The sequence below is a fragment of the Streptomyces sp. F001 genome (genome assembly GCF_004187715.1).
Lineage (GTDB): Bacteria > Actinomycetota > Actinomycetes > Streptomycetales > Streptomycetaceae > Streptomyces > Streptomyces flavusporus.
Genome location: NZ_QZWF01000003.1, coordinates 321,942 through 346,341 on the forward strand (window position 1 = coordinate 321,942; position 24,400 = coordinate 346,341).

Below are 24,400 nucleotides of genomic sequence, written 5' to 3' on the forward strand. Positions count from 1 at the left end.
GCTCGATCCGTCACTCACCCCGCCGCATCCCGGGCGGCCCGACGATTGAGAGCGATTCAATGCGCCGAACTGTCCTCAGCGCCATGGCACTTGCGTGCACCGCGGTACTGGCGAGCACCGCACCCGCGTTCGCCGACGGGCCGTCCCCGGCCCCCACAGCCCACCCGACCACCACCGCCGCCCCGACCACCACCGCCGCCCCGGCCCCACCGCCGAACCGACCCGCCCCCGACCACCACCGACCCGACCCCCACCGCCGAACCGACCCGCCCCCCCGGCCACCACGCCCCACCCGGCGCCGGCCGAGAGCCAGGTCTCCGTCGTACCGAGCGGCGCGCCCGACACCGGAGTGACGGCGGCCTCCAAGCGGTCCGGGACCGATGGCGGGGTGATCAGCGGCGCCGCTGCCGCGGTGCTCGGCGTCGGCGGCGCCGCGTTCTTCGTCGTACGTCGCCGCCGGGCGACCGGAGCATGACCCCGCTCTCCAGGCGCGCGTTCGCCACCGCCGCGACGGCCTCGCTGCTCATGGGCTGCAGCGGCCGGGCCACGACCGCAAGCCCCCGGAGCCCGCAGCAGCAGCCCACCGTGAAGCCGGCGCAGGCGCTGGGGCGTTCGGCCCCGGTCAGGCTGCGGATCCCGGCCATCGGCGTCGACACCCCGGTCATGCAGCTGGGGTTGGCGCCGGACGGCAGTGTGCAGGTGCCGCCCATCACGGCGGACGACCGGGCGGGCTGGTACCGGCACTCGCCGACACCGGGTCAGGTCGGCCCGTCGGTCATCCTCGGCCATGTCACGGTCGGCCCCTACGGGGACGGGGTCTTCCGTCACCTCGCACGCCTGCACCGGGGCGACCGGATCGTCGCGCGGCTGGAGAACGGCACGGCGGCGGTGTTCACCATCAGCACCGTACGGATGGTGGCCAAGTCGGACTTCCCGGCCGACGACGTCTACGGGAACGTAAACCGTCCGGAACTACGTCTGATCACGTGCGGCGGCCCCCGTACCGGCGACGAGTACCGCGACAACGTGATCGCCTTCGCCACGCTGAGTGCCACGACTTCCTGAGCACGCCTGCCCACAACGACGTGCCCTCACGACCATGGAGAGCGTTGAAACGGTCCCGCGACAAGGCAGCGTCCGAGCTGTTCGCCGCCCTCTACCCGCGTCTCGCCGGCTGGTGCCGCCGTCTCGTCGACGACGACGAGACGGCCCACGAGATCGCCTCGGAGGCGTTCACCCGGCTCTGGGCCCGCTGGACGTCCGTGGAGGAACCCCGCGGCTTCCTCTACGTCACCGCGGCCAACCTCGTCCGGGACCACTGGCGCAAGCTGGAGCGCGAGCGCAGGGCCATGCGCCGTGCGACCACGGAAGCCGCCGTCCGCCCCCACCCCGAACAGGCCGACCCCTCCGTACGCCTGCTCGTGCAGTCCCTGCCGGAACGACTCCGCGTCCCGATCCTCCTCCACTACTACGCTGACATGCCGATCCGGGAGGTGTCCGTGCTGACCGGACGCAAGGAAGGAACCGTCAAGGCCGACCTCCACGCGGCCCGCGAACTGCTCCGCGCCCACCTGAGGAGAAGCCTTGACCACACGCTTTGACGACGGCCCGGAGTTCGACCCCGACGACCCCCTCGCGGTGCTCCTGCGGCCCCCCTCCGACCATCTCGGCCCACCCCCGGGCCGATACGAGGCGATCCGCCGCGCCGCGACCCGCCGCCGCCTGCTCCGCACCGCCGCCGGGGTCGGCGTGTCCTGCGCGGTCGCCGCCCTCATCGCACTCCCCCTCACCTGGCGACACCCGAGACACCCCGATCCCCGACGGTCCCTCTCGCGCCCCACCCGCGAGCGGCCTGCGACGCCGCCTCCCTCCACTCCCTCGCCGTCCCGCACCCCGTCAACGCGGCCCGAGCCGCCACCCCCCGCCCCACCACAAGCCCTCTGCCCGACGAGCCCGGCACCCCGACCAGCCCGGCACTCCCCACTCAGGAACCGTCGGTGACACCGACCGCAGCGCGGGTCGAACCGTGAGCGTGCCGGCCCAGGACCTCCCTGGGCCGGCACGGCGGATTCAGCACACCCGCATACCCTGGCGGTATCCCGCTCTGAAGCCGTCCCTGAAGCCCCGCCGGTAGTCCCGATAGTCCTGGTACCGATCCGGAACAGCGGCGGCTCGTCGGTAGTTGTCGTCGTACCGGTCGCGCCAGTCATGCCGGTCGTACCGATGGCAGTCCCGCAGGCCCACGCGGAATCCGAATCGGAAGCCGTCCCTGAAGCCCCGCCGGTAGTCCCGGTCCCGGTACTGCTCAGGGACGGCGGAGGCTGTACTGACCTGAGTCTGGCTCGGTGTGGCCGCAGCTGCTTGCTGAACGCTGACCGGAGTGAGGACGACGGTTGCGGCGATAAGAGCCGAGCTCAGGGCGACGACCCGTCGTCTGTTCGCAGCGGGCATACCTACCCCCTCTTGGGCGGAATTCACATACGGTCAAATCCCACTGTAATCACCCATATGGGGTACGCAACCGGTGCCAGACGGGTGATCCTTGCGTGCCGAGTTGCCGCGGAACGACGCGTCTGATGGGGACCCGTCCCGGGCTCGCAATGGGACGATGCCTCTGCGGATCCGCGAGCCGGAGGAGACCGCGCCTGTCCGCTGTGGAGACAACGGCCCGCGACGGGAGCTGACCCGATGAAGCACCGCACCGCCACTGCCCCTACGGCCCTCTTCGCCGCCGCCCTCCTCGCCCTCGTGACCGCCTGCGGCTACGAGGAGGGACCGCCAGGACGCGTCATCGACAAGGAACGCGCATACACGGGCATGGGAGCCGAGATCAACGAGCTCACCGTACGCACGCCGGACGGCGAGGAGGAGACGTTCTTCGTGACCCGCCACGACTACGACACCTGCTATCGCGGCTCTTCCTACCCTGCCTGCACCGAGCGCTGACCGAACAGCAGGGACGGCCAGTCGACTTGCACTGGTGTCATCGCGGATCTCCTACTCCCACCCCGGTGACTGACGGCTCATCACCTGCGAGCATCACCGGCCCCTCTCCCGCTCCGGTCGGATGACCTTCACGAGAGACGACAACGGAAGCCGACCCCCTGCTGGGCGTGCCGACCCCCTGCTGGGCGTACGGATTGCGGGGCACCCGAGCCGGCGGGACGCTGGTCATGTGAGCACCGCGGTGTGCGGCGGGCGGATGCCGGGGCTGTGGCGGCCGACCAACCAGTGAGCCGGGTGGGAGATCTCCATGAACACCTCAACTCTGGAAACCCTGAGGACCGCGCTGCGCGGCCCGGTCACAGGACCCCAGGACCCCGACTACGACCAGGACCGCAAGGTCTACAACGCGATGATCGACAAGCGTCCGGCCGCGATCGCCCACTGCGTCGATGCCGGGGATGTCATGGCCGCCATCAAGGTCATCCGCGACCAGGGCCTGGAACTGGCCGTCCGTGGCGGAGGGCACAGCGGCCCCGGCCTCTGCCTCGTGGACGACGGTGTCACCGTCGACCTGTCCCCGATGCGGTGGGTACGCGTCGACCCTGCCGCCAGGACCGCCCAGGTCGGCGGCGGCACCCAGCTCGGCGACCTCGATCACGCCACCCACGCCTTCGGGCTCGCGACACCCTCGGGCATCATCTCCATGACGGGCGTCGGGGGCCTGACACTGGGCGGCGGCCACGGCTACCTCACACGCAAGTACGGCCTGACGGTGGACAATCTGCTCGCAGCCGACGTCGTACTGGCCGACGGCAGCTTCGTCACCGCGAGCGAGACCGAACACCCGGACCTGTTCTGGGCCCTGCGCGGTGGCGGCGGCAACTTCGGGGTCGTGACCTCGTTCACGTACCGCCTCCACCCGGTGGACACGATCGGGTTCGGAATCACCGTGTGGCCGGTCGACCGGGCCCCTGAGGTGCTGACGTGGTACCGCGACTTCCTTCCGCAGGCACCGGAGGACGTCTACGGCTTCCTGACGATCTTCACCATCCCGCCGGCCCCGCCGTTCCCGGAGGAGATCCACGGCCTGAAGGTGTGCGGCGTCGTGTGGTGTCACACCGGTGACCTGAGCCGCTTCGAAGAGGCGCTCACGCCGGCGCACGAGCCGGGACCGCCTGCCTTCCACTTCACGTCACCGGTGCCGTACCCCGCGCTGCAGAGCACTCTCGACGAACTGATCCCCACCGGATACCAGTGGTACTGGCGCGGCGACTTCTTCGACAGCATCCCGGACGCCGCCGTCGACGTACACCTCAAACACGGCGAGAACCTCCCCACCCCGCTGTCGCTGATGCACCTGTACCCCGTCGACGGCGCCGCCCACCGAGTGGGCCCCGACGACACCGCATGGGGCTACCGGGACGCCGTCTGGTCCGGCGTCTTCGCCGGTGTCGACCCCGATCCGGCCAACGCCGAGACCATCAGGCGGTGGTGTGTCGACTACTGGGAGGAGATGCACCCGTACTCCATGGGCGGCTCGTACGTGAACTTCCTCGGCGAGGGCGAGGCCCCGGGCCGGGTCCGTGCCACATACCGCAACCACTACGACCGCCTCGCCCAGGTCAAGCGCACATACGACCCGGACAACATCTTCCACGCCAACCAGAACATCACCCCGGCCGCACAACCGGAATCCGCTTGAAGCACCGCCGCCATGCGGCCTTGCCTCGGTGGCGTCAGTGAACGCGTACCGGCCAGGGCCTGTCCGGCGGCAGCGGAACGGTTTGGTGTCTGCCGGCGTCGTCCCTCTCCAGGGGCACGGTGGCCGTGTCCCCGGAGAGGGGTGACCGGGTGCATACGGGCGAGTTCGCCAAGTGGACACAGCGGTTCGAGGACGAGCGGGAGCGCAGGCACGCCCGGAGTGACCCGGACTGGGGGCGCGGGGCGACGCTGCATCCGGCGGTGTGGGCCAGTATTCAGCGCTTCCAGGTCGGCGAGGACGGTGACGGCGCGAACCTGGTCGGCAAAGCGGACCAGGCCGGCGACGCCGACTATGCGCAGGCGGTCCGGCTCTTCGTCGCCGAGGAACAAAACCACGCCCGTCTACTCGCTCGACTGCTGGCTGCGGGGGGCATACCGCCGTTGACCGGCCACTGGAGCGACACGGTCTTCGTACGGTTGCGGCGTCTCATGGGCCTGCGCATGGAACTGCTGGTGCTGATGATCGCGGAAGTGGTGGCGCTGCGTTATTACCGGGCCCTGCGCGATGGCGCCCGGGACGAGCTCACCTCGGATGTGGCGGGACGGATTCTGTCTGACGAGCAGCGCCACGTCCCGTTCCACTGCGAGCGGCTGCATGCTTCCCTGGCAGAACTGCCCCGCACAATGCGCCGCCCGGTGATGGCCCTGTGGCAACTTCTCCTGCTCGCGGTCTCCCTCGTCGTTGCTGCTGACCACGGCCCGGCGTTGCGCCGGCTCGACCTCGGGCGCCTTCGTTTTGTGCTCGATGTCATGGCATCGTCCGACGCGGTGGTCTCCGCGGTGCTGGTGCCCCACCCCGATGCATGGTCGAGCGTGGGTTGACGACCGACAGCCCTGCCTGCCACCTCCTGGCGGGGCCTCCCCCCTGCAGTTCGGGCGGCCTTCCGCTCTTCAGGCGAGTTGATCGTGCGGAGTTCATCGGCTTCCGGCCCGACAAACGACCAACGTCGACGGCCCGTGACATACCGCTGCGTACCGTGGCGTCCGTCTTCGTTGGCCACGTCTACTCACTTGTACGCGCGGGCGGGGCCGCGCCGTACACACAGGCCGGCCGACCGGCTCAGCAAGGTCATCCGTCTTGGACAACTGCTAGGATCCGCGCACTTGTTCGGGGGGGGTGGGGCCCTCCGCAGGGAGGGGAACCAAGTGACTCGTCATACTTTCGTGCGTGGCTCCCTTGCCACCATCACCGGGTTGGCGCTCTCTGTGTCCGCCGTGCCGCTGGTAGCGCCTGCGCACGCGGAGACCGCAACGGAGATCATCGTTCCCGCCACCATGCGCACGACTCCGCGCACGGCATATCTGCAGAGTGCGGGGGCCTCCGGCTTCCTCGAGTACCGTTCCACCGCCGAGGGCTCCGGCCTCTGGTGGACCGGCTACGACGGCAGCCGAAAGCCGGTGGAAGGAGGTGAGCGACTCGAGCCGCGCACTCCGGGTGCATACGGCACCGGTTCGGACGTCGTCGCCCTTCGCCCGTCCCAGAGCAGTGGTGGGCAAGTCCTGCTCCGGGACATGGGAACGGGCACGACGGAGACCGTGACGATTCCGGCGGACCAGAGCTATATACGGACGTACGGGCGCACTGTCCTGACCGGCACTTCCACGGGTGGGGAACGCACTCGGCTGTTCCTGCTGCACGACGAGAACGGCAGCACGGTGCAGAAGCCCATCACCGGTTTCCCGGACGGGACGGTCTTCCCCTTTTACCCCACGGGTACCGCTTCCGGCATCTTCGTCAACTTCTACGGTCCGGACCGGGTTTTGCACTACGCCTGGGTGGATTTGGAGACCGGCACCGCCACGCTCTTGCCTTCTCAGGTGGCGAGCATGGACACCGTGGTGGGCTCCGATTATCTGGCCAGCTGGTACTCCACGTCCCAGGTGCGGGTGTACGCCAAGGGTGCCTACGACGCGCCCGCGCACAAGGTTCCGTTCCCCCGCAACTCCGCGAACAAGATCCTCGGCGTCGTCGGTGACTCGCTCGTCGTCGCGCGGCGCAGCGACTCCTCCGTCTGGAGTGTGTCCGCGCTGCCCTTCGACGGCTCCGCGGAGCTGCCCCTGGTCAAGCGGGCGGACCCCGCGGCCCTCGTCACCCCCGACGGCGGCCTGCTCCTTGCCGGCGGAGAGTCCTCCCTGGACTACGGCATCGCCAAGGTCGAGGCGGGGGCCGACGGTCTGCCCCGGATGCACCGCATCGTGGACCTTCCGGCCGTGCCGATGGGAATCGAGTCGCTCGATCTGAGCGGCGGTGAGCTGATGACCTACGAGTCCGGCGATGGCGCGACGCACCTGTACAGCCGCTCGCTGGTCACGGACGGGACCCTGACGGCGGGCACGCGCACAGACCGGGGACGGACCCCAAGGTGCGGGGTCATGGCCGGGGACCACGGGGCCTGTCCCCAGCTCCTGGGTACGGGTGACGGACGGACGGTCTACCGGACCTGGGACGGGGAGCTCCACGTCCTGGACGGGGGTCAGTCGCTCCCCGGCACCGTGTTCGCCTCCGGCCTCCAGGACAACCATGGTCTCGTGGACGTCGAAGGCCGGTATGCGAGCTGGCGGGGACCCACGCCCACGGGAGACGGCCTGACGGTGACAGATCTGGACACACGGAAACCCGTGCTCACCCGCACGGGCGCAGCCGGTGCGGTCCCCACCGCCCTGTGGGGCCAGACGCTGTGGACGTGGTCCACCGGCGGTGGTGCGACGGCCACGGAAGTGCGTTCGGGCGACGCGATCACGTCGTTCCGGGTGGGCAACACCTGCAGCCCTGGGAGCTTGCAGGCGGTGGGGCGCTGGGTGTACTGGTCCGGCTGGTGCGATCTTCCTCAAGGGCACGAGTTGAAGGCTTTCGTGTACGACACCGGCAGGAAGACACTCATCGCCGCTCCGGCCGAAGGAGAGAACCGCCTGGGAGACGGCTTCCTGGTCACGCGTGACTCCAAGTCCGGGGCACTGACCCTCACGGATGTCAGAAGCGGCTCCGCGGTGAGCCGACCCCTGGCCGACAAGACCGGAAAGTGGGACGTCGATCCGTACACCGGCCTGGTCGGTTATGTGGACCCCGCCTCCCAGGACATCCACGTCGTACGGAGCGGCACGCCCGCCACAGACATCGCGGTCCTCGGAGCAAAGACGGAACCCTCGGTCAGCGTGCTGAGCTCGTCGTCCTTGTGGGACGGCACGTGGTGGCTGTCGAAGCCGGCCGCGTCGTGGACGCTGGTGCTCAGGAACAAGGCGACCGGCGCCACCGTGCGTACCCTGTCCGGCGGTGCCGCACACGACGCGGTCCAGGCGTCCTGGAACGGCAGGACGTCGACGGGCGCGTATGTGCCGAACGGCACGTACACCTGGACGCTGACGGTGACCCCGGCAGACGGGCAGGGCACGTCGGCGACGGCGTCCGGCTCGCTGAAGATGACCGGTGGCGCGGCCGTGAGACGCGACCATGTCGGCTCCGACGGCATCGGCGACCTGCTCACCCTCAACTCCTCCGGCGGCCTGACCTTCCAGCAGGGCACGGGCAAGGGCACGTTCTCCGGGAAGGTCTCCGGCAGCGGCTGGGCGACGAGCGTGCAGGCGGTGCCGGTCGGTGATCTGAGCGGGGACCGCTGCAACGACGTTCTCGTCAGGTTCAGCAGCGGGACGGTGCGGCTGTACAGGCCGGCCTGCAACGCCGCGCCGACGCCGTCGACGCCGTACACCACGATCTCGACGGGCACCGGCTGGAACCAGTACGACGTGCTCACCTCGCCCGGTGACGTGAACAAGGACGGGCGGCCCGACCTGCTCGCCCGTACCGCCTCCACCGGCGCCGTCTACCTCTACAAGGGCACCAGCACCGGCAAGCTGTCGTCCCGTGTGAAGCTGTACGACAACTGGAAGACGTACAAGAAGGTCGTGGGCGCCGGGGACCTGAACGGCGACGGCATCGGCGACCTCCTCGCCCAGGACAAGACCAACGCGCTGTACCGCTACTACGGCACCGGCCAGGGCACCTTCTCCTCGCGGGTGAAGCTGTCCGCGAGCTGGGGCGTGTCCTACAACGCGGTCGTCGGGGCCGGCGACATCACCGGGGACGGCGCGGCCGACCTCGTCGCGCGCGACAGCGCCGGTGTGCTCTACCGCATCCCCGGCACCGGCAAGGGCTCGTTCGGGACCCGGGTGAAGATCGCGACCGGCTGGCAGGGCTACAAGGGCCTGTTCTGACCGGCCGACACCGAGGGGATGCCCGGAATTTCGCGTTCCGGGCATCCTCTCGGCCTACGTAGCCGTGTCGTGTTAGGTCTGCTGACCCAGTCCCACATCAGACCGGTGGTCCGCGTTGATATCACCGGCTGATGTCAAAGGCCCTGCGGGATCATCCCGCAGGGCCTTCGACCTGTGCGCACTCGGCAGGATTCGAACCTGCAACCTTCTGATCCGTAGGATCGGGCAGCTCGTTGGGAGGGTGGCTCGCCTCCTCCCGGAGTGATTGCCGACGGTGGTGATCATCGGCCTCTGTGTGCCGTCGTTGCCGTCACTTACGGATCACTGATGGCTGCACCGCCGTGCAAGCGGAAGGTTTCACAGAACCTTTGGCCACGGATATTCTCCGGCGATGTCGAATCAGTCAGTGACAGCGGGAGTCGCTCTCGCCGGTGTGATGGCGCACTGCGGCGGAAGCCCGGTCGGCGCCGTGGAGTTTCTGGTGGGGGTCATAGCCTCCGCGCCGGCTGCCCCGGAGCCCTATGCGGCCCTTGCCGAGTTGTGGCAGGACCGGCGCTCGGAGCTGAAGGAGGGCCTCGAAGGGGACGGCTCCTTGAGCGCGGTGCTGGCGCAGGCGTACTTCCTGTTCCTCGACGGGGACGTGGACGACGCGGTTATGGCCCTTGGCTCGGTCACGGGGGTGCGGCCCGAGGTGGCGTGGGGAACTGCCCCGTGGTTCGGCGATGCGCGCTTTCTCGGCGTGGTGAGTGCCGAGGCGCTGGCCGAGGCGTGTCTGCGGACTTTGGACTACGGCCACGACCTGGACACCGAAGAGATGCGGAAGCGGTTCGCGCCTTGGTTCCATGCCCTCGACGTGGTCTCCGACCGCAGTCCTGTACCGGAGTCGCTGGCTGCTATGGCCCGGCTACCCCGGGCCTGCGGCCGCTACGAGCTGGCTTTCGCCCTCTGCGACCGCGCCGATGCCGTCGATCGGGTCATGTGGACTGCGGTCGCGCGAGCGAGCACCTGGCGGGCGATGGGAGACCTGGACCAGGCTGCGGCGGCCTTCGAACAGGCCCTGGCGCTGGACGCCACCAACTGGTCCCTCTACCTGGACCTTGCCGACGTGCGTGCCTTGCAGGGCGACTTCGCCGCAGCGGTGTCCCTCGTCGAACAGGGCCTGCGACACGAACCCCACGAAGCCTCCCTGCGCGCGGCGAGTGCCGCCTATCGCGCACGTCTGTCCGGCTCGTCCGACGACCTGCGGGCGCTGATCGACCTGGCGCCGGAGCTCGCGAACACCTCCTACCGGAACCTGCTGATCGACTACGCGTGCGCGGGGCCGGAGCTGCCCCGGAGACTCGTGGCCAAGGCCCGCCATATCCGCAAGAACTGAACAGGCACCCTGCGCAAGGGATGTCGTGGGCCGGAGCGGAACTTCGTGTCCGCAACAGCCCTTCCGCGCTACAAGATTCTCGCGCGATGACTGGCACCAGCCGAGCACGATCGCGGCTCTCCTCGACTACTTCTTCCCACGCAACTGAGCATCTCGTCAATCTGACGCGAAAGGGGCCGAACCTGCGTCCACCTCCGGATCGGTCTGAGATCCTGGAGACCGATCGAGAGGGGCCGCAGGTATGGAGTGGAAGACGCACGGTGAGCGACAGATCTACACCAACAAGTGGGTGAATCTGTGCCTGGTTGACGTCCAGCAGCCGGACGGGCGCAGGTGGGAGTACCACGTCGTTCGCCTCCGGCACCTGGCCGTGGCCGCCGTGATCAATGATCGTCAAGAGGTCCTGATGATGTGGCGGCACCGCTTCATCACAGACTCGTGGGCCTGGGAGTTGCCCATGGGCTTGGTCGAAGAGGGCGAGTCCCCGGAGGAGGCGGCGGCCCGGGAAGTCCTGGAAGAGACGGGCTGGCGTCCTGGCCCCATCAAACCTCTGATCTATGCCGAGCCGGCCAACGGGATCACCGACTCGCAGCACCACGTCTTCCGCGTGGACGGCGCGACCTACGCCGGGCCGCCCACGGAGAAGAACGAGTCCGACCGCATCGAGTGGATACCCCTCTCGGAGGTGCGGGGCATGATCGACCGCCGGGAGGTTGTGAGCAGTGGATCGCTCGTCGGCCTGCTGTACCTGCTCATGGATGAAGCGATCCGCTGACTGGTGGGAGGAGTTCCCGTAGCCGTGCTTCGAAGGCCAGGGCTACGGGCTCCTGCCGGTGCGGGGCCAACTGGTCGTAGAACTCTCGGAGATGCCCCGACACACGCTCGGAGGCCACTGCCGAAGCAGGCTCCAGAGCTTGCGTCGCGGTGTGGCACGCCTGATCAAGCTTGCCCTGATCCAGCTGCGTACGAGCCAGCCAGAACGAGTGAAACGCGCGGCCTCGCTGGTTGGTGCGGTCCTCTCGCCGCAGAGCATCCGCGATCAAGGGCTCGGCAGTCGCTGCTTCGCCCAGTCGGCCGTGCGCAATGCCCGTGTCCACGATGAGCTTCGGCTCGTCAAAGTAGGCCACCCATGAAGGGTCCGGGTCACTCGCCTGGATCTGCTCGAATTGGCGGTGCGCTTCTCCGATCGCCCGGTGAGTGCAGTCCCGGTTGCCGAGGGTGGCATGGGCGAAGGCTTCACGCATGGACAGCATCGACAGGACACGTGGGGTGCTGCCGAGGGCCGAACGAGCCTGGTCCTGGGCGGCGGTCACGAGTGCGAGAGAGTCCGCGGGCTTGTCCTGGTAGGTGGCTTGCAAGCTCATGCAGGCAAGGACGTTGGCCATGAACTGGCGGTCGTCGATTTCCTTGGCCAGTTGCAGGGCCTCGGTGAAGTACGCGCGGGCCTGGTTGTACTGGCGGGCGTCGAAGTAGGTCCAGCCGGTGAGGCGTGCCAACTCGGCCGCGATGCCGCACAGGCCGTTGTGGATGGACGGTGGCCGGTTCTCCTTCAGGAGTCCTACGACATACCGGAGCTGGCCGACGATGGCCGGTCTCAGGGCCTCGCCGCCGTGCTGGTCGTCCCGTCGCCAGTAGTCCTCGATGGAGGAGCGAAAGGCGTCAAGTGTCGCTGTGCTGAGCCTCATCCACGTGGCCAAGGCCAGGATGCGCAGTGCGACTCGGACTGCGGCCGACCGTACGGTCAGGCGTAGCACACGGCACCGCGACGCGGCCGGCCTCGACTCGTGGTCGGCCGCGTTCGCCAGGAAGGAGAAGAGACCTTGTCCGGCTCAACCCCTGAGCTGCCGATCGTGGTGCTCGACGCGCTCATGCCTACAACTCAGCACTTGGTCATCAACCGGCGGGGCTCCACCGTCTGGGAGGTGGAGAGTCATCGGGGCCACTACGCCGTGAAGCTCGGTTATCCGATCGAGGCCACGGCTGACTGGCCTGCCCAGCCCTGGACCGCGCTCGCGCCCGCACGCGAGGGTGCCGTGCTGCATCGCCTCGGCTTCGATGACATTGCGTACGGCGAGTGGGAGCACGGTACGTGGAACTTCCAGCCCTGGCATGAAGGGCCGGACCTGTACAGGCTGTGGGCGCCCTGCCGCAGGCGCGACTCGTCCATGGAACCGCACACCAGCGTGGCCCTGGGATGCGTCGAAGCGTTGGCCGAACTCCACGCCAAGGGCTGGGCCCACGGTGATGTGCAGCCCGCCCACTTCATCATCGGACCGGAGCGGACGCACCTCATCGACCTCGCCCTTGCCCGAGGCGAGCACGTGCCCGAGGGGTACGACTTCCCGTTCCGCGGCTGCCTCGTCCACTACGAGGCGCCGGAGATCGCGCGCAGCGTGCTCGCCACCGGAGAAGCCGAGCCGACGCAGGAAGCCGACATCTATGCACTCGGCGCCTCCCTGCTCATCTCCGCCACAGGCTGGCGGGCGGTCGAGTACCCCGACGACGCTCCGCGCCCCGTGCAGAGAGAGGCCGTAGCAAACGGCAGGCGTCGCCCCGTGAAGGCGCCCGGTGAGCTGGGTGAACTGATCGACGCAATGCTCAGCCACGCTCCCGAGGACCGGCCGACCATCTACGAGGTGGGTAAGGCCCTGAGCTGATCCCGCAGCCTCGATTCATCCGCCCCTCTTACGGCGGAGGCCGACGGCACAGCACCGGAGGGCAGTCCGATCGTGAAATGCCTGATCAGGGCACTGAATGTGGATCACCGGGTCACCGGGCGGACCGGCAGATCCTCAGACGCATGCAACAGATCGGTGCGTGAAGGCGTCCGATGATCTCCGGAAGGACGCGGCCACGCTCCCAGCGCTCGTCGAGCAGTGCTGAGCCGCTCTCGGGCCTTGCCGAGCCAGTCGGACTTGAGGTCGAGGGGGACTCGGACAGTGACCTGCGTGCTGGGGGCGTCGTGGACCTCGACCATGTACGGGTCCTGCGCCACGAAGGTGAGGTAGGCCGTGCGACCACCCTTCGGCCAGTCCGCCGCGAACTCGGAGTCGTCGTCGCCGGCCTCGGCGTCGGCTCCTTCGATGGCGTCGAGGAGCGCTCCCCACTCCTCGATGTCGTCGGCGTCGAGGCCCGTCCGCACGGCGGCGTTCACGAAGTCGCTGCGGATGACGATCTCTGCGTCGTAGTAGCCCTGCTGCGGAGTCGTCGACAGCAACCGAACAGTGACGCTCTGCAGCCCGTCGTCGAGGCGGCTCAATTCGACCGGCTCGGCGCTCTCGATCACGGTTCCTCCCCCGGTCGGCTCACATCACCCGTCGCCTGTTTCGCTGCCGTACTCCCCATCAACGCCAGAGGCCCCGGATCTCTCCGGGGCCTTCGACCTGTGCGCACTCGGCAGGATTCGAACCTGCAACCTTCTGATCCGTAGCTCTACAGAGATCGGTCATTGAAGGTCATACAGGCTGCCGGGATGCCCATGAGGGCCGGTGTGGGGCGCTGGCGGTTGCTGAGGTTGCTGTACTTCGCTGCTGTACAGCAGCGGATCAGATCTCCCACAGTGTCTCCGTGCGCGTTCTCGGTCGCTTTCAACCCGGAATTCTGACAGGCCACGACTTCCTCGATTGCGAGATCGTCATCATGGGGGAATCGGTCAGCGCCTCCTTCCCCGTGTGAGCCGAGGCGCGACAGTTGTCACATGAGCAGGCTGGTTGTCACCCCGTGGGAAGTTCGCCCAGGCGCGCGTTCTCGGGCTCCGGCTGGGTCGTGGAGGGTGCGTTGTCGGCGGCGGCTGAATCGTGACCCACTTTGGGCGTGTGAGTTCGCCGTCAGAGGGTCAGGGTTCGGGCTCTGCCAAGATTTCCGTGAAGCCGATCGTGATCCTGTGCGCCGGTGACGCTCCGTCACACCTGGCGTGACACTCGCCGAGTGTGAGGAGCTGCTGCAGACGGTGTTGCCGCACCTGGGCGGGATGTTGGTGGAGCACGTGAGTCCCGAGGGCGGGTTGTTACGCATCGTGGCCAGAACTCCCGAGTCGGTGCCGGTGCCGTGCCCGGACTGCGGGACGCCGTCGAGGCGGCGGCACAGCGGCTACCGGCGGCGCCTCGCCGACGGCGCGGTCGGCGGCCGACAGGTGTGCATCGAGCTGACGGTTCGCCGCCTGTTCTGCGATGCACCGGAGTGCGGGCGGGTGACGTTCGCCGAGCAGGTGGACGGACTGACCGTGCGCTACGGGCGACGGACACCGCAGCTGGGGAACCTGCTGGGCGCGATCGCGGTGGCCCTGGCCGGCCGGGCCGGTGAACGCCTGGCAGCCCGGCTGTCGGCGCCGGTGAGCCGGACCACCCTGCTGTCCCTGGTCATGGCCCTGCCCGACCCACCCACCGGCACACCCCGGGTGCTCGGAGTCGACGAGTTCGCCTGGCGCAAGGGCCACCACAACTACGGCACCGTGCTGGTCGATTGCGAGACCCGTGCCCCTGTCGACCTGCTGCCCGAGCGGGACGCGGCCACCTTCGCCGCCTGGCTCGCCGAGCACCCCGGCGTGGAGATCATCTGCCGCGACCGCGGCGGCACCTACGCCGACGGCGCCCGCACCGGAGCCCCCGACGCCGCCCAGATCGCCGATCTCTGGCACATCTGGCACAACCTCGCCGAGGCCATCAAACGCCTGGTCAGCAAGCACAGTGTGTGTTTACCTGACCCCGAACCCGCTCCGGGCACGGCGCCCGAGGTCCTGCACCCGCCCGCCTCACACGGAGGCCGCCTCGCTGCACGGGTCGAGCAGCATCACACGGCCGTGCACGCCCTCCTCGACGAGGGCATGAGCGTGAGGGCCATCGCCCGCCGACTGGGGCTGGCCCGCAATACCGTCCGGCGCTACGCCCGGGCCGACACCTGGCAGGAACTGGCCGCCGGCCGCTGGCAGAACCTCCCCAGCATCCTCGACCCCTACAAGCCCTACCTGCACCGGCGCTGGCAGAACCTCCCCAGCATCCTCGACCCCTACAAGCCCTACCTGCACCGGCGCTGGCACGAAGGGCACACCGACGCCTCACGGCTCCACGCCGAGCTGCGCGAGCGCGGTTTCACCGGCTCCTACTCCGTCGTACGCGACTACCTCCGGCGCTTTCGTCGCACGCCGGTGGACGTACCGCCTCCACGGCCGCCCGGCGTGCGCAAAGTGACCGGCTGGATCACCGCCAACCCCGACCGCGTGAGTGACGACGAGCGGCAGAAACTCAAGGAAATCATGGCCCGCTGCCCCGAGTTGGAGGCCGCCACCGGGCATGTCCGGTCCTTCGCCGCGATGATGGCCATCCGCAGCGCGGACCGGCTGCCCCAGTGGATCACCGATGCCCGCGCGGACGAAGGCCACGGGCTGCGCGCCTTCGCCGACGGCCTGATGACCGACCTCGACGCCGTGACCCTCGGCCTGAGCACGCCGTGGAGCTCGGGCTGCGTCGAGGGCCGCGTGACGGACATCAAGCTGCTCAAGCGGCAGATGGCGGGCCGGGCGGCACACCCGCTCCTCCGTAAACGCGTCCTGCTCGTGGCCGCGGACCGCCGACAGCACAGAGTCACGAGTACGGCAGCCCCATGATCGGCTTCACGGAAATCTTGGCAGAGCCAGGGTTCGGCCGTCGTCGAGATGCGTGGGCCCCTCCACGACCGCCGTCATGCGAGACCGCAACCCCAGCTGAACAGCTACATGAATCGGGCAGCAGCAGAACTCGCCGAAGCCCTGGCTCCCAGGGCACGCCGTTCAGCGATTGGGAGACTCCATTAGGGCCATCTTCCAGCGAGTCGCAGGGCAGCACGCACTGCTTGGCCACTGGAGACTTATCGTTTGCCTCGACGGCAGCACACCTTCAGATTGAACAGGAGCAACGATGGCCGGGCCTGAGCTACGCAGCCTGAGTGACGAAGAAATTCTGGATTATTTCAGGGTTCACGACGACCACTTCCGTGAGGCGCTACACAAAGCAAAGACCCTGCTGAACTCGAACAAGGACCGGGATGATTACGAGGAGGTGATGGTCCCCATCGCCTCCCTGCGGCTAATGTGTCAAACCATGCTCGCCTTGTATAAAACGGTGACCGAGATGGATCCCATTTTTTCCGAACGGGAACGGGGCGCCACTGGCGACCGAGGTGACCGAATTTTGCACGGTGGCGACTGGAATCCTCTCACCATGCACGGCGTGGACTTCGGCGATCCTTGGAACTGACCTTTTCTCATGCCCAACAACCTGGCGCACCACATGCCCAATCGCACCGGCCTATGGTCATCTTCACCACTAGGTCAACTTATTCATCCTTATCGACCGAAAGATTTCCTGTCAGAAATCAGGGAGAAAAAGGTCCTCTACGTTCCTGAGGCGGCTAATCCGGACTTGCCATCGCTCATCAACTCCCTTGTCTCCATTGATCAGCTTGATGCTCTCCTCGCGGGAGTTTTTACTGTCGGTCTCCGCGAGGAGAGAGCGGTTCGTCTCAGCCGAGACGGAAAGTTGATCTCCGCGGATGATTTCACGCGCCGTCAGGTCGGGACATTTGTGGAGTTCGATGCGGCTCGGATCCTCACACATTTCCGGGCGGGAGCTTCCATCACCCTCACTGGAGTACACGAGCTCCTGCCTCCGGTCACAGACCTTTGTGCGGATCTATCTCACGAGCTTGGCGGCAAAGTCCACGCCAACGTCTACATCACTCCGCCCCGAGCGCAGGGCTTCCCGCTGCACATCGACACTCACGATGTTTTCATCCTGCAGATCGCTGGCTCAAAGGGCTGGGATGTGCATTCGCCCATCGTTGATCTGCCAATCCGGAGAATGCACACAGACTGTAGCTCGCTACAGACCGCTCCAGTAGAGCGAGTCGACCTCAAAATAGGAGAATTGCTGTACCTGCCTCGCGGGTTTCCCCACCGAGGTGTTTCATCGGATGAGACATCAGTCCACCTCACCATCGGAATGCACCCGTACACCTGGGCGGACCTTATGCGTGACGTTTTGACCGACCTCGAAGTCGATGACGTCAAGCTCAGGTCTTCTATTAACCCGAGCCTTGCCGAACCCGATTGCAGCGTTGAGGATCCACTCAAGGCTGCCCTTTCCGTACTATCGGGTGCATTGTTGGATCGTGAACTGGTTGGGAGCACAGCGCAGCGGCACGCCGCTGCGGTAGCGCCCCACGGCGGAAAAAACCTACGTGGCCAGTTCAGCACCGCAATCCAGAGTGGCGATATTGGCTTGGCATCCTGTGTGCAGGTAAGTCCCGCAAGCGATCCACGCATTGATGTCTTTCAGAGCAGAGTCATGTTGAGCTTTGCTGGGAAGATGTTGAGCTTGCCTGCGTTCACCGAGCCGCACCTTAGGGCTCTGTGCGACGGTAATCCCATTCGTGTAGACCAGCTTCCCCATGGCATTGACGCTGCAGGACTGGTGGTGCTGGTCCGAAGGTTGGTCAGGGAAGGCCTTCTAGAGGTGGTGGAGCCCATCGCGCGACAGGATGTCGTCCGGCCTCCAAGTCACCACCGAGGTAGATCACCGGTGTGACCGACCCACGGTGCCCCCGGCCGCCGTCAAGTGGCACCTCTTCCTCGCTCTCCGCTGCCAACGCGAAGCATGGGAAACGGCAGCAGTTGAGCGCGGAAGAGATGCCGCCGACCGAGTGCCCGGCCCGGCGAGCTGCGGCGGGACGGTCCGGTCGGGATCTTGTGACAAGCAGTGTGCCTCGCCTGTGACAACCAGGCTGCTTCGACCGGTTCCATTCGCCAGCTCATCCGGCTTCGCCGGTGACAACTCCTGAGCTTCGGCTCACCGTGACGCTCCTCCCCGAGGACCTGGAGGACTGGGAGGCTGCCTTGGCAACTCTGGAGTCCGGTCAGTTCGCGTTGTGGCTCGAATCCGGGCGGACTCCCGCTATGAAGCTCAAGCCCGACCAGAGCCGCGGGCTCTGGGTGTCTGTTCACGACGAGCCGTCGTCTGGAGTCACTGTCACCATCCCGCTGTTCGCACCGCCTCAGACGCCATCCGCTTATCGATCACGGGGCTGGTTTGGTCGAACAGGGTTCCTGTTCGGGTGATCGCGCGAGAACCGGCGCATGACAGCAGGGCCTCTTGGTAGCTCGGGGGTGCGAACCAAACCGATCACCAGGAGGCCCTGTTGTCGCAGTCTTTCGCGCTCGCGGGTGTGGAGTCCAACTCGCCTTCCCCGTCGTGTGACTGCCTCGCGCACAGGTTCGGCAATGCTGCAGACCGGCCGGACCGCACCCCGTGCTACGTCTCCGACATGACGGACGCGGAGTGGCAGGTCGTCCGGGCGGTGCTGCCGGTCCCGGCCTGGCTGGAGGGGCGGGGCGGGCGGCCGGAGGGCTTCTGCCACCGGCAGATGATCGACGCAGTCCGCTACGTCGTCGACAACGGAGTCAAGTGGGCCAACCTGCCCACGGACTTCCCACCGTATCGACGGGTGCACGCCTTCGCCCGCCGCTGGCAGGTGACGGGCCTGCTCGCCGAGCTCCACGACCGGCTGCGGGACCGCGTCAGGCAGAAGGAGGGCCGCACGGTGGACCCGAGTGCGGCGATCGTGGACTCGCAGTCACTGCGGGCGGCGGCGAACATCCCGCGCTCGACATCCGGTTGGGACGGCGGGAAGAAGGTGGGCGGCCGCAAGCGGCACCTGGCGGTCGACTGCCTCGGCCTGGTTCTGGTGGTGTTGGTGACCGCGGCGAGCGTGCAGGACCGGGACGCCGCAGTGCCGCTGCTGGAACGGCTGCGCAAGCTGTACTTCTCCGTCCGCCTCGTCTGGGCGGACGGCGGCTATGCAGGCCGGCTCGTCGACTGGGCGGCCGAGAAGCTCCAGCTCACCCTCGACATCGTCAAACGCTCCGATACCACCACGGGCTTCGTGGTGCTCCCGCGCAGGTGGGTGGTGGAGAGAACGCTGAGCTGGCTGATGCGCTCGCGTCGCCTGGTGCGCGATGTCGAGACGCTGCCCGCCATGCACGAGGCCATGGTGCTGTGGTCGATGACCATGCTCATGAGCGGTCGCCTGGCCGGACGCCGCCGAGGTGGCTTCAGCCGGCCGGAACCGCGAGCGCGGTGAACACCCGGGCCGCACCTGGAGGCCCATCCCGCTCCACCAGGCGTTTCGCCTTCGACCGCAGCCCCTCGACCTTCGCAGGGACCGCCTCCAGCCCCAGAGCCGTGGCCAGCTGCTGGCAGCGCATGCCCGCCTGTCCCGCTTCCGACTCCAGCACCGACACAATCCGCTGGTAGTCCGGCGCGAGGACCGACGCCGCCATGCCCTCGGTCCGGTGCGGCACCAGGGACCCCGCCACGGCGCTGCGCACCGGCTCCGCAACCGCGGAGGGTGGCTCGGCCAGTACCTCGGCCACTGTGATCCGGGCATCCGCCAGCCGCTGAAGCGTGCGTTCTGCCTCCCTGAGCGCGGCCTGCACTCGCTCAGCCTCCTCCCGCAACCGCGCGACCTCTTCCCGGACCTTCTTCTCCCGGGCCTCCAGCAGACCAAGCACCGACGACACCAGCCACCTCCACGAGCGAGACGAGCCAACGAACACGCTCATCTCTCCCGCCACCGAACGGAGTTCATGCCCGCCCACCCCGAACCAAAAGATCACGTTCGGAAAGCGGATGGCGTCTCAGGCATGGGTTGGGGAGCAGCGCGACCTGCTGGCACGGGTGCGCGAGATCTACCCCCGTGAGGTCGTGGAGACATCACCCGGTGCCTACGAGTGGCGGCCGGCTGGCAAAGCCTGACCACCCGGCCGAGCAACTGACCGCCCAGCGTCGGCCCTGCCCCGCCAAGAAGCCCCCGCCCGTGAAGAACTCGCAGGTCGGGGGCATTCCATGCGGGCGCTTACTTCTACTTGCCCTGGGTCTTGCCGGGGATCTTGGTGAGCTGGGTTTTTGCTAGTCAGGGGTAGTGGGCTCGTGCGCCTGGCGGTCGTCGTTGGTCGTCCTTGGCTACTGTTGAGCGGCCTCGGACGGCCCAGGGACGGCCCAGCCGTGGATCACATGAACGGCCTCAGCCGACGGAAGCAGCCCGCCACTGCGCGGTGATGCACCCCTCTTCCATGTCCCACCACTCCTTGGCGACACCGTGGTTGAGCAGCCTTTGCACCTTGACGAGATCGGCGCTGGGTGGGACGTCCAGGGCGACCATGCCGAACCGTTCTATGCCCTCGCCGCACACTCCGAGTTCGTGAAACGCGTTGATCACGCTCTGCCGTGCAGCTCCAGAGCCGCCGTCACGGAACACGATGAGACGGATGGTGCAGTTCTCGGAACGCCGAACCACCTCGCCGGCCCATCGCACGCCCTCCTCGTCGGGCTCGGTGGCCACGATGTCCCCGCAGGCAATGCCCCGAACGAACCAGGGGATGTTGTCGAGCTGCACGGTGCCGTCGCCCTGGTCGATAGCCCACAGGCTCTCCACCGACGCCGGAGGCCAGTCGTCCTCGATCTCAAGCCGAAAGTGCACCTTCACGTACGGGCCTTCGGGGTTCGTCATGGTGCCCAGAATGCACACCCCTGCCGCGCCGGCCGCAGGTGGGTGACAGATGACGTCCGCTCAGAGTTGGATGCCGGTTCGTCTGTGCCTCAGCCGACGACAGTCAGCCACGACGGCGAGGACGCCCGAACGATCACGCGCGCGTATGCCTCGCTGCACGCCCACCGTCCTCCGCCACGCTGTCAGTGTTGTCGACCAGAGCAAGCCGTGACGACCGACCCGTAACGACGGTGCCTGAGCCCTCAGCTTGGGAAGCTGCGGTCATTCTGGGCCGATCAGGGCGCTGACATGGGCGAACGACTGCGCTGCGACCTTCCCAGGCCGACTGCTTTCACCGTGATTCCCCGCTATTCCCCACTCGATCTGGTGCGGTTGTGGTGCGGAGCTTGGCTGCGGGTCAGGCTTCTGGATGCTGCCTCAAGCGTTCTCTTAGCTCCCGTGCCCTCTCCAGGTCTTCCGTGAACACGTCGGGCCGCTGTTCGGCGAGGGCTTCGCGGATCTCGACGGCGCGGGTGATGGCGTCCAGGGCCTCCTCCCGCCGCCCCAGGCCCGCCAGATCGGCGGACTGGTTGTTCAGCGAGCCGGCGAGGTCGGAGAGGAAGGCGTCGGGCCACTGTTCGGCCAGGGCTTCGCGGATCTCGACGGCGCGGGTGACGGCGTCCAGGGCCTCCTCCCGCCGCCCCAGATCCGCCAGACGAACGGACTGGTTGTTCAGCGAGCCGGCGAGGTCGGGGAGGAAGGCGTCGGGCCGCTGTTCGGCCAGGGCTTCGCGGATCTCGACGGCGCGGGTGATGGCGTCCAGGGCCTCCTCCCGCCGCCCCAGATCCGACAGACGGTTCGACTGGTTGTTCAGCGCCATGGCGAGGTCGGGGAGGAAGGCGTCGGGCCGCTGTTCGGCCAGGGGCTGGTAGATCTCGACGGCGCGGGTGATGGCGTCCAGGGCCTCCTCCCGCCGCCCCAGGTCCGCCAGATGGGCGGACTGGTTGTTCAGCGAGGTGGCGAGGTCGGGGAGGAAGGCGTCGGGCCACTGTTCGGCCAGGGTCTGGTAGATCTCGACGGCGCGGGTGACGGCGTCCAGGGCCTCCTCCCGCCGCCCCAGATCCGACAGACGGTTCGACTGGTTGTTCAGCGAGGTGGCGAGGTCGGGGAGGAAGGCGTCGGGCCGCTGTTCGGCCAGGGTCTGGTAGATCTCGACGGCGCGGGTGACGGCGTCCAGGGCCTCCTCCCGCCGCCCCAGATCCGACAGACGGTTCGACTGGTTGTTCAGCGAGCCGGCAAGTTTGGGGAGGAAGGCGTCGGGCCGCTGTTCGGCCAGGGTCTGGTAGATCTCGACGGCGCGGGTGACGGCGTCCAGGGCCTCCTCCCGCCGCCCCACGCCCGCCAGACGAACGGACTGGTTGTTCAGCGCACTGGCGAGGTCGGGGAGGAAGGCGTCGGGCCGCTGTTCGGCCAGGGTCTGGTAGATCTCGACGGCGCGGGTGACGGCGTCCAGGGCCTCCTCCCGCCGCCCCAGATCCGCCAGACGAACGGACTGGTTGTTCAGCGCACTGGCGAGGTCGGGGAGGAAGGCGTCGGGCCGCTGTTCGGCCAGGGTCTGGCGGATCTCGACGGCGCGGGTGACGGCGTCCAGGGCCTCCTCCCGCCGCCCCACGCCGGCCAGACGAACGGACTGGTTGTTCAGCGCCATGGCGAGGGTGGGCAGGTCGGGATCGTGTGTGTCGTGGTGCTTGACCAGAGCCGTGCTGAGGTCGGCGGCCCACTCGCTCAGGGCCAGGGTGGCATCCGGTTGCTGGTCGCTCAGGAGGTGCAGCAGGGTGATGTCCTGCGTGGTGCGGGTCAGCTCCGTCAGGGCCGCGATCAAGGGTGCGGGGTGGGGTGTGCGGGTCGCGGTGGTCAGGGCGGCCGGTCCCAGCACCGCTGGGGCGGTGGTGACGGCCTGGCACAGGATGCGGCTGATCACATCGCGGTGATGGGGGTGCTGTCCGGTACGCGCCAGGACGGTCAGGGCCTGCGTGGCCTGCGTGTCGGCGAGGGAGGTCAGGATGCGGGTGAACAGGGCCGGTTCGCGGCCCGCCTCGGTGCCGAGGTGGTATTCGGCGATCCGGTCGGGCTGGAGGCTGCCCCACTCGGATCCTGCCGGGGCGGGGTACAGATCCTTGAGCCAGGTGGCCAGCGCCCCCCGCACGGCGGCCGCACTGTCGTCCTTCAGGCCAGGTAGGTGGGTCAGGAGGGTTCGGGCGTGGTCGCGGTCGGTTGCGGGGACCAGGCAGGCCAGGGCGACGGCGAGAGCGCGGGTTTCGGTGCCGCTGCGTTCCCCGCTCAAGCCTCGTTCCGGGCTGTTGGCGGTCTTGTCCCAGTAGGTACGTTCGTGTCCCAGGAGCCGGCCTTCCAGCGAGGCGGATCGACCAGTGGGCTGAGGGGTGCCGGTGGCCTCCAACAGGGCGAGGAGAGCGGCCATCTGCACCGACAGCGGGGTGTCGAACTCGTCTCCGGTCAGTACAGGCCGTGCGGCCGGGGCGATAACGGCGGGCAGCAGGGCCGCCCAGTCGATGGCGGGAAAGAGCCGGTGCAGCCGGGTGCTGAAATCACCAACGGCCTGCTGATAGGCGGTGCCGCGGTGGTGGGGGGTGTGGTGCAGGGCGGGGACCGGTGTGACGGTGGCGCTGGCCAGGGCCTGGCTGTGGGGGTGTTCGGTGGCCCGGGTCCACCAGTCGCCCGCGGCGCGGGCCAGGGCCAGAACACGCACCGGGCTAGTGACCTGGTCGTGGTCGACCGCCTCCAGCAGGGCATGGAGCTGGAGTGCGCGGGTTTCGGCGTAGTCGACGACGACCAGCAGCGGCCGGCGCACCTGGGACAGGACGTCCAGCGCCACCGTGATGTCGGTGGTCAGGCGGATCGCGGTCCAGCCCTGGCCCGACATCCGGGCGGCGAGTTCAGCGGCGAGCCGGGTCTTGCCCGCACCGCCCGCACCGGTCAGCAGCCGCGCCCGCACCAGGCTCTCGTCCCACCCCCAGATCCCTCCCGGCCCCACGTCGTCGGGGCCGGGCTGCTCATGCTCCGGGGCTTGGCACCAGTGGGTCAGATCCTTAAGGAGGTCGTCGCGGCCCATGAAGGACACCACCGCCTGCTCCGGGCGCAGCAGATCGGCTGGGGAACGCGGCGGGCGGGGGGTGGCGATGCGGTCGGTGACGTGCTGCAAGTCGGCTGGCTCCAGCAGCATCGCCCGCCCGGTGTACTCCTCGACCAGCTTGCGCACCACCGGATCCGACGCGAGCACGTAGGCGGGCACGGCCTCCAGCTGGGTGTGGCTCCAGCCGGGCGGATCACCGGCCACCACCCCGGTCAGCAGCGGCGCCATCCCCTGTGTGCTGGCGCACCACAAGGCCGCCCCCGACATGCCGCCCACGGCGACGCCCCCTCGCGCGGTTCGGCCCCATGTCCCCGGCCAGGACGTAGCGGTCCCGGTCCCGGCCGCTTCCCGGCAGCACCCGCCCACACGCTGCGCACACGCCACTGCATCCCCGCCAGCCTGCCCCACCACCGGATAGCCCAGGGCCTGCGCGGGACAGG

At 68.2% G+C, this 24,400-nt stretch carries 18 protein-coding genes and 2 pseudogenes; 15 read left to right on the forward strand and 5 right to left on the reverse strand.

The window, feature by feature from the left end:
- Window positions 1-59: 59 nt before the first annotated feature.
- From StrepF001_RS14685 to StrepF001_RS14735, 9 genes and pseudogenes are all read left to right on the forward strand, one after another.
- A pseudogene (locus StrepF001_RS14685) lies at window positions 60-475 on the forward strand (sortase-dependent protein).
- Window positions 472-1,065 (forward strand): class F sortase, encoded by a 594-nt coding sequence (locus StrepF001_RS14690; RefSeq protein ID WP_129798682.1) that lies wholly within the window; start codon window positions 472-474, stop codon window positions 1,063-1,065. The pseudogene StrepF001_RS14685 and the gene StrepF001_RS14690 overlap by 4 nt, the downstream one beginning before the upstream one ends.
- A 44-nt stretch (window positions 1,066-1,109) precedes the next feature.
- Window positions 1,110-1,601, forward strand: a complete 492-nt coding sequence (locus StrepF001_RS14695) for an RNA polymerase sigma factor (protein ID WP_129798683.1) — start codon at window positions 1,110-1,112, stop codon at window positions 1,599-1,601.
- Window positions 1,602-2,688: 1,087 nt separating this feature from the next.
- Window positions 2,689-2,946 (forward strand): hypothetical protein, encoded by a 258-nt coding sequence (locus tag StrepF001_RS14710; protein WP_129798685.1) that lies wholly within the window; start codon window positions 2,689-2,691, stop codon window positions 2,944-2,946.
- 307 nt (window positions 2,947-3,253) lie between these two features.
- On the forward strand, window positions 3,254-4,648 hold the full coding sequence (locus StrepF001_RS14715; RefSeq protein WP_129798686.1) for an FAD-binding oxidoreductase: 1,395 nt from the start codon (window positions 3,254-3,256) through the stop codon (window positions 4,646-4,648).
- A gap of 149 nt (window positions 4,649-4,797) precedes the next feature.
- On the forward strand, window positions 4,798-5,529 hold the full coding sequence (locus StrepF001_RS14720) for a ferritin-like domain-containing protein (RefSeq protein WP_129798687.1): 732 nt from the start codon (window positions 4,798-4,800) through the stop codon (window positions 5,527-5,529).
- 372 nt (window positions 5,530-5,901) lie between these two features.
- Complete coding sequence (locus StrepF001_RS14725) at window positions 5,902-8,916, forward strand: FG-GAP-like repeat-containing protein (protein WP_129798688.1); 3,015 nt, start codon at window positions 5,902-5,904, stop codon at window positions 8,914-8,916.
- A gap of 391 nt (window positions 8,917-9,307) precedes the next feature.
- Complete coding sequence (locus tag StrepF001_RS14730) at window positions 9,308-10,291, forward strand: tetratricopeptide repeat protein (protein ID WP_165396272.1); 984 nt, start codon at window positions 9,308-9,310, stop codon at window positions 10,289-10,291.
- A gap of 241 nt (window positions 10,292-10,532) precedes the next feature.
- A complete protein-coding gene (locus StrepF001_RS14735; protein WP_129798689.1) occupies window positions 10,533-11,066 on the forward strand; it encodes an NUDIX hydrolase in 534 nt (177 codons plus the stop codon).
- Here the strand turns inward: StrepF001_RS14735 and StrepF001_RS14740 are convergent.
- Window positions 11,044-11,997 (reverse strand): annotated as a pseudogene (locus StrepF001_RS14740) (hypothetical protein); the annotation flags it as partial. The gene StrepF001_RS14735 and the pseudogene StrepF001_RS14740 overlap by 23 nt on opposite strands.
- Before the next feature lie 114 nt (window positions 11,998-12,111).
- On the opposite strand from StrepF001_RS14740, the gene StrepF001_RS14745 reads away from it, so the two are divergent.
- Window positions 12,112-12,948, forward strand: coding sequence for a protein kinase (locus StrepF001_RS14745; protein WP_129798690.1), 837 nt, complete (start codon window positions 12,112-12,114; stop codon window positions 12,946-12,948).
- Window positions 12,949-13,052: 104 nt separating this feature from the next.
- Here StrepF001_RS14745 and StrepF001_RS14750 read toward each other — a convergent pair whose 3' ends face one another.
- Entirely contained in the window at window positions 13,053-13,577 is a 525-nt protein-coding gene (locus tag StrepF001_RS14750; protein ID WP_240797507.1) for a DUF5959 family protein, read from the reverse strand.
- Window positions 13,578-13,840: 263 nt separating this feature from the next.
- Here StrepF001_RS14750 and StrepF001_RS47905 point away from each other — a divergent pair, with 263 nt between their 5' ends.
- From StrepF001_RS47905 to StrepF001_RS14775, 5 genes are all read left to right on the forward strand, one after another.
- Window positions 13,841-13,966, forward strand: coding sequence for a DUF5959 family protein (locus tag StrepF001_RS47905; RefSeq protein ID WP_276322827.1), 126 nt, complete (start codon window positions 13,841-13,843; stop codon window positions 13,964-13,966).
- A 238-nt stretch (window positions 13,967-14,204) separates the two neighbouring features.
- Window positions 14,205-15,893, forward strand: a complete 1,689-nt coding sequence (locus StrepF001_RS14755; RefSeq protein ID WP_129798691.1) for an ISL3 family transposase — start codon at window positions 14,205-14,207, stop codon at window positions 15,891-15,893.
- A 289-nt stretch (window positions 15,894-16,182) separates the two neighbouring features.
- Window positions 16,183-16,521 (forward strand): hypothetical protein, encoded by a 339-nt coding sequence (locus StrepF001_RS14760; RefSeq protein WP_129798692.1) that lies wholly within the window; start codon window positions 16,183-16,185, stop codon window positions 16,519-16,521.
- 9 nt (window positions 16,522-16,530) lie between these two features.
- Window positions 16,531-17,850, forward strand: coding sequence for a cupin domain-containing protein (locus StrepF001_RS14765; protein WP_129798693.1), 1,320 nt, complete (start codon window positions 16,531-16,533; stop codon window positions 17,848-17,850).
- Window positions 17,851-18,460: 610 nt separating this feature from the next.
- A complete protein-coding gene (locus StrepF001_RS14775) occupies window positions 18,461-19,402 on the forward strand; it encodes an IS5 family transposase (protein ID WP_206306859.1) in 942 nt (313 codons plus the stop codon).
- Here the strand turns inward: StrepF001_RS14775 and StrepF001_RS14780 are convergent.
- The 3 genes from StrepF001_RS14780 to StrepF001_RS14790 form a co-directional block, all read right to left on the reverse strand.
- Window positions 19,374-19,841 carry a hypothetical protein gene (locus StrepF001_RS14780; protein WP_129798694.1) on the reverse strand — a complete coding sequence of 156 codons (468 nt, stop codon included), beginning with the start codon at window positions 19,839-19,841 and terminating at the stop codon, window positions 19,374-19,376. The genes StrepF001_RS14775 and StrepF001_RS14780 overlap by 29 nt on opposite strands.
- A 503-nt stretch (window positions 19,842-20,344) precedes the next feature.
- Window positions 20,345-20,830 (reverse strand): DUF4265 domain-containing protein, encoded by a 486-nt coding sequence (locus StrepF001_RS14785; protein ID WP_129798695.1) that lies wholly within the window; start codon window positions 20,828-20,830, stop codon window positions 20,345-20,347.
- 397 nt (window positions 20,831-21,227) lie between these two features.
- The gene (locus StrepF001_RS14790) at window positions 21,228-24,188 is read right to left on the reverse strand and encodes a tetratricopeptide repeat protein (protein ID WP_165396273.1); all 2,961 of its coding nucleotides are present in this window, start codon (window positions 24,186-24,188) and stop codon (window positions 21,228-21,230) included.
- Window positions 24,189-24,400 lie beyond the last annotated feature (212 nt).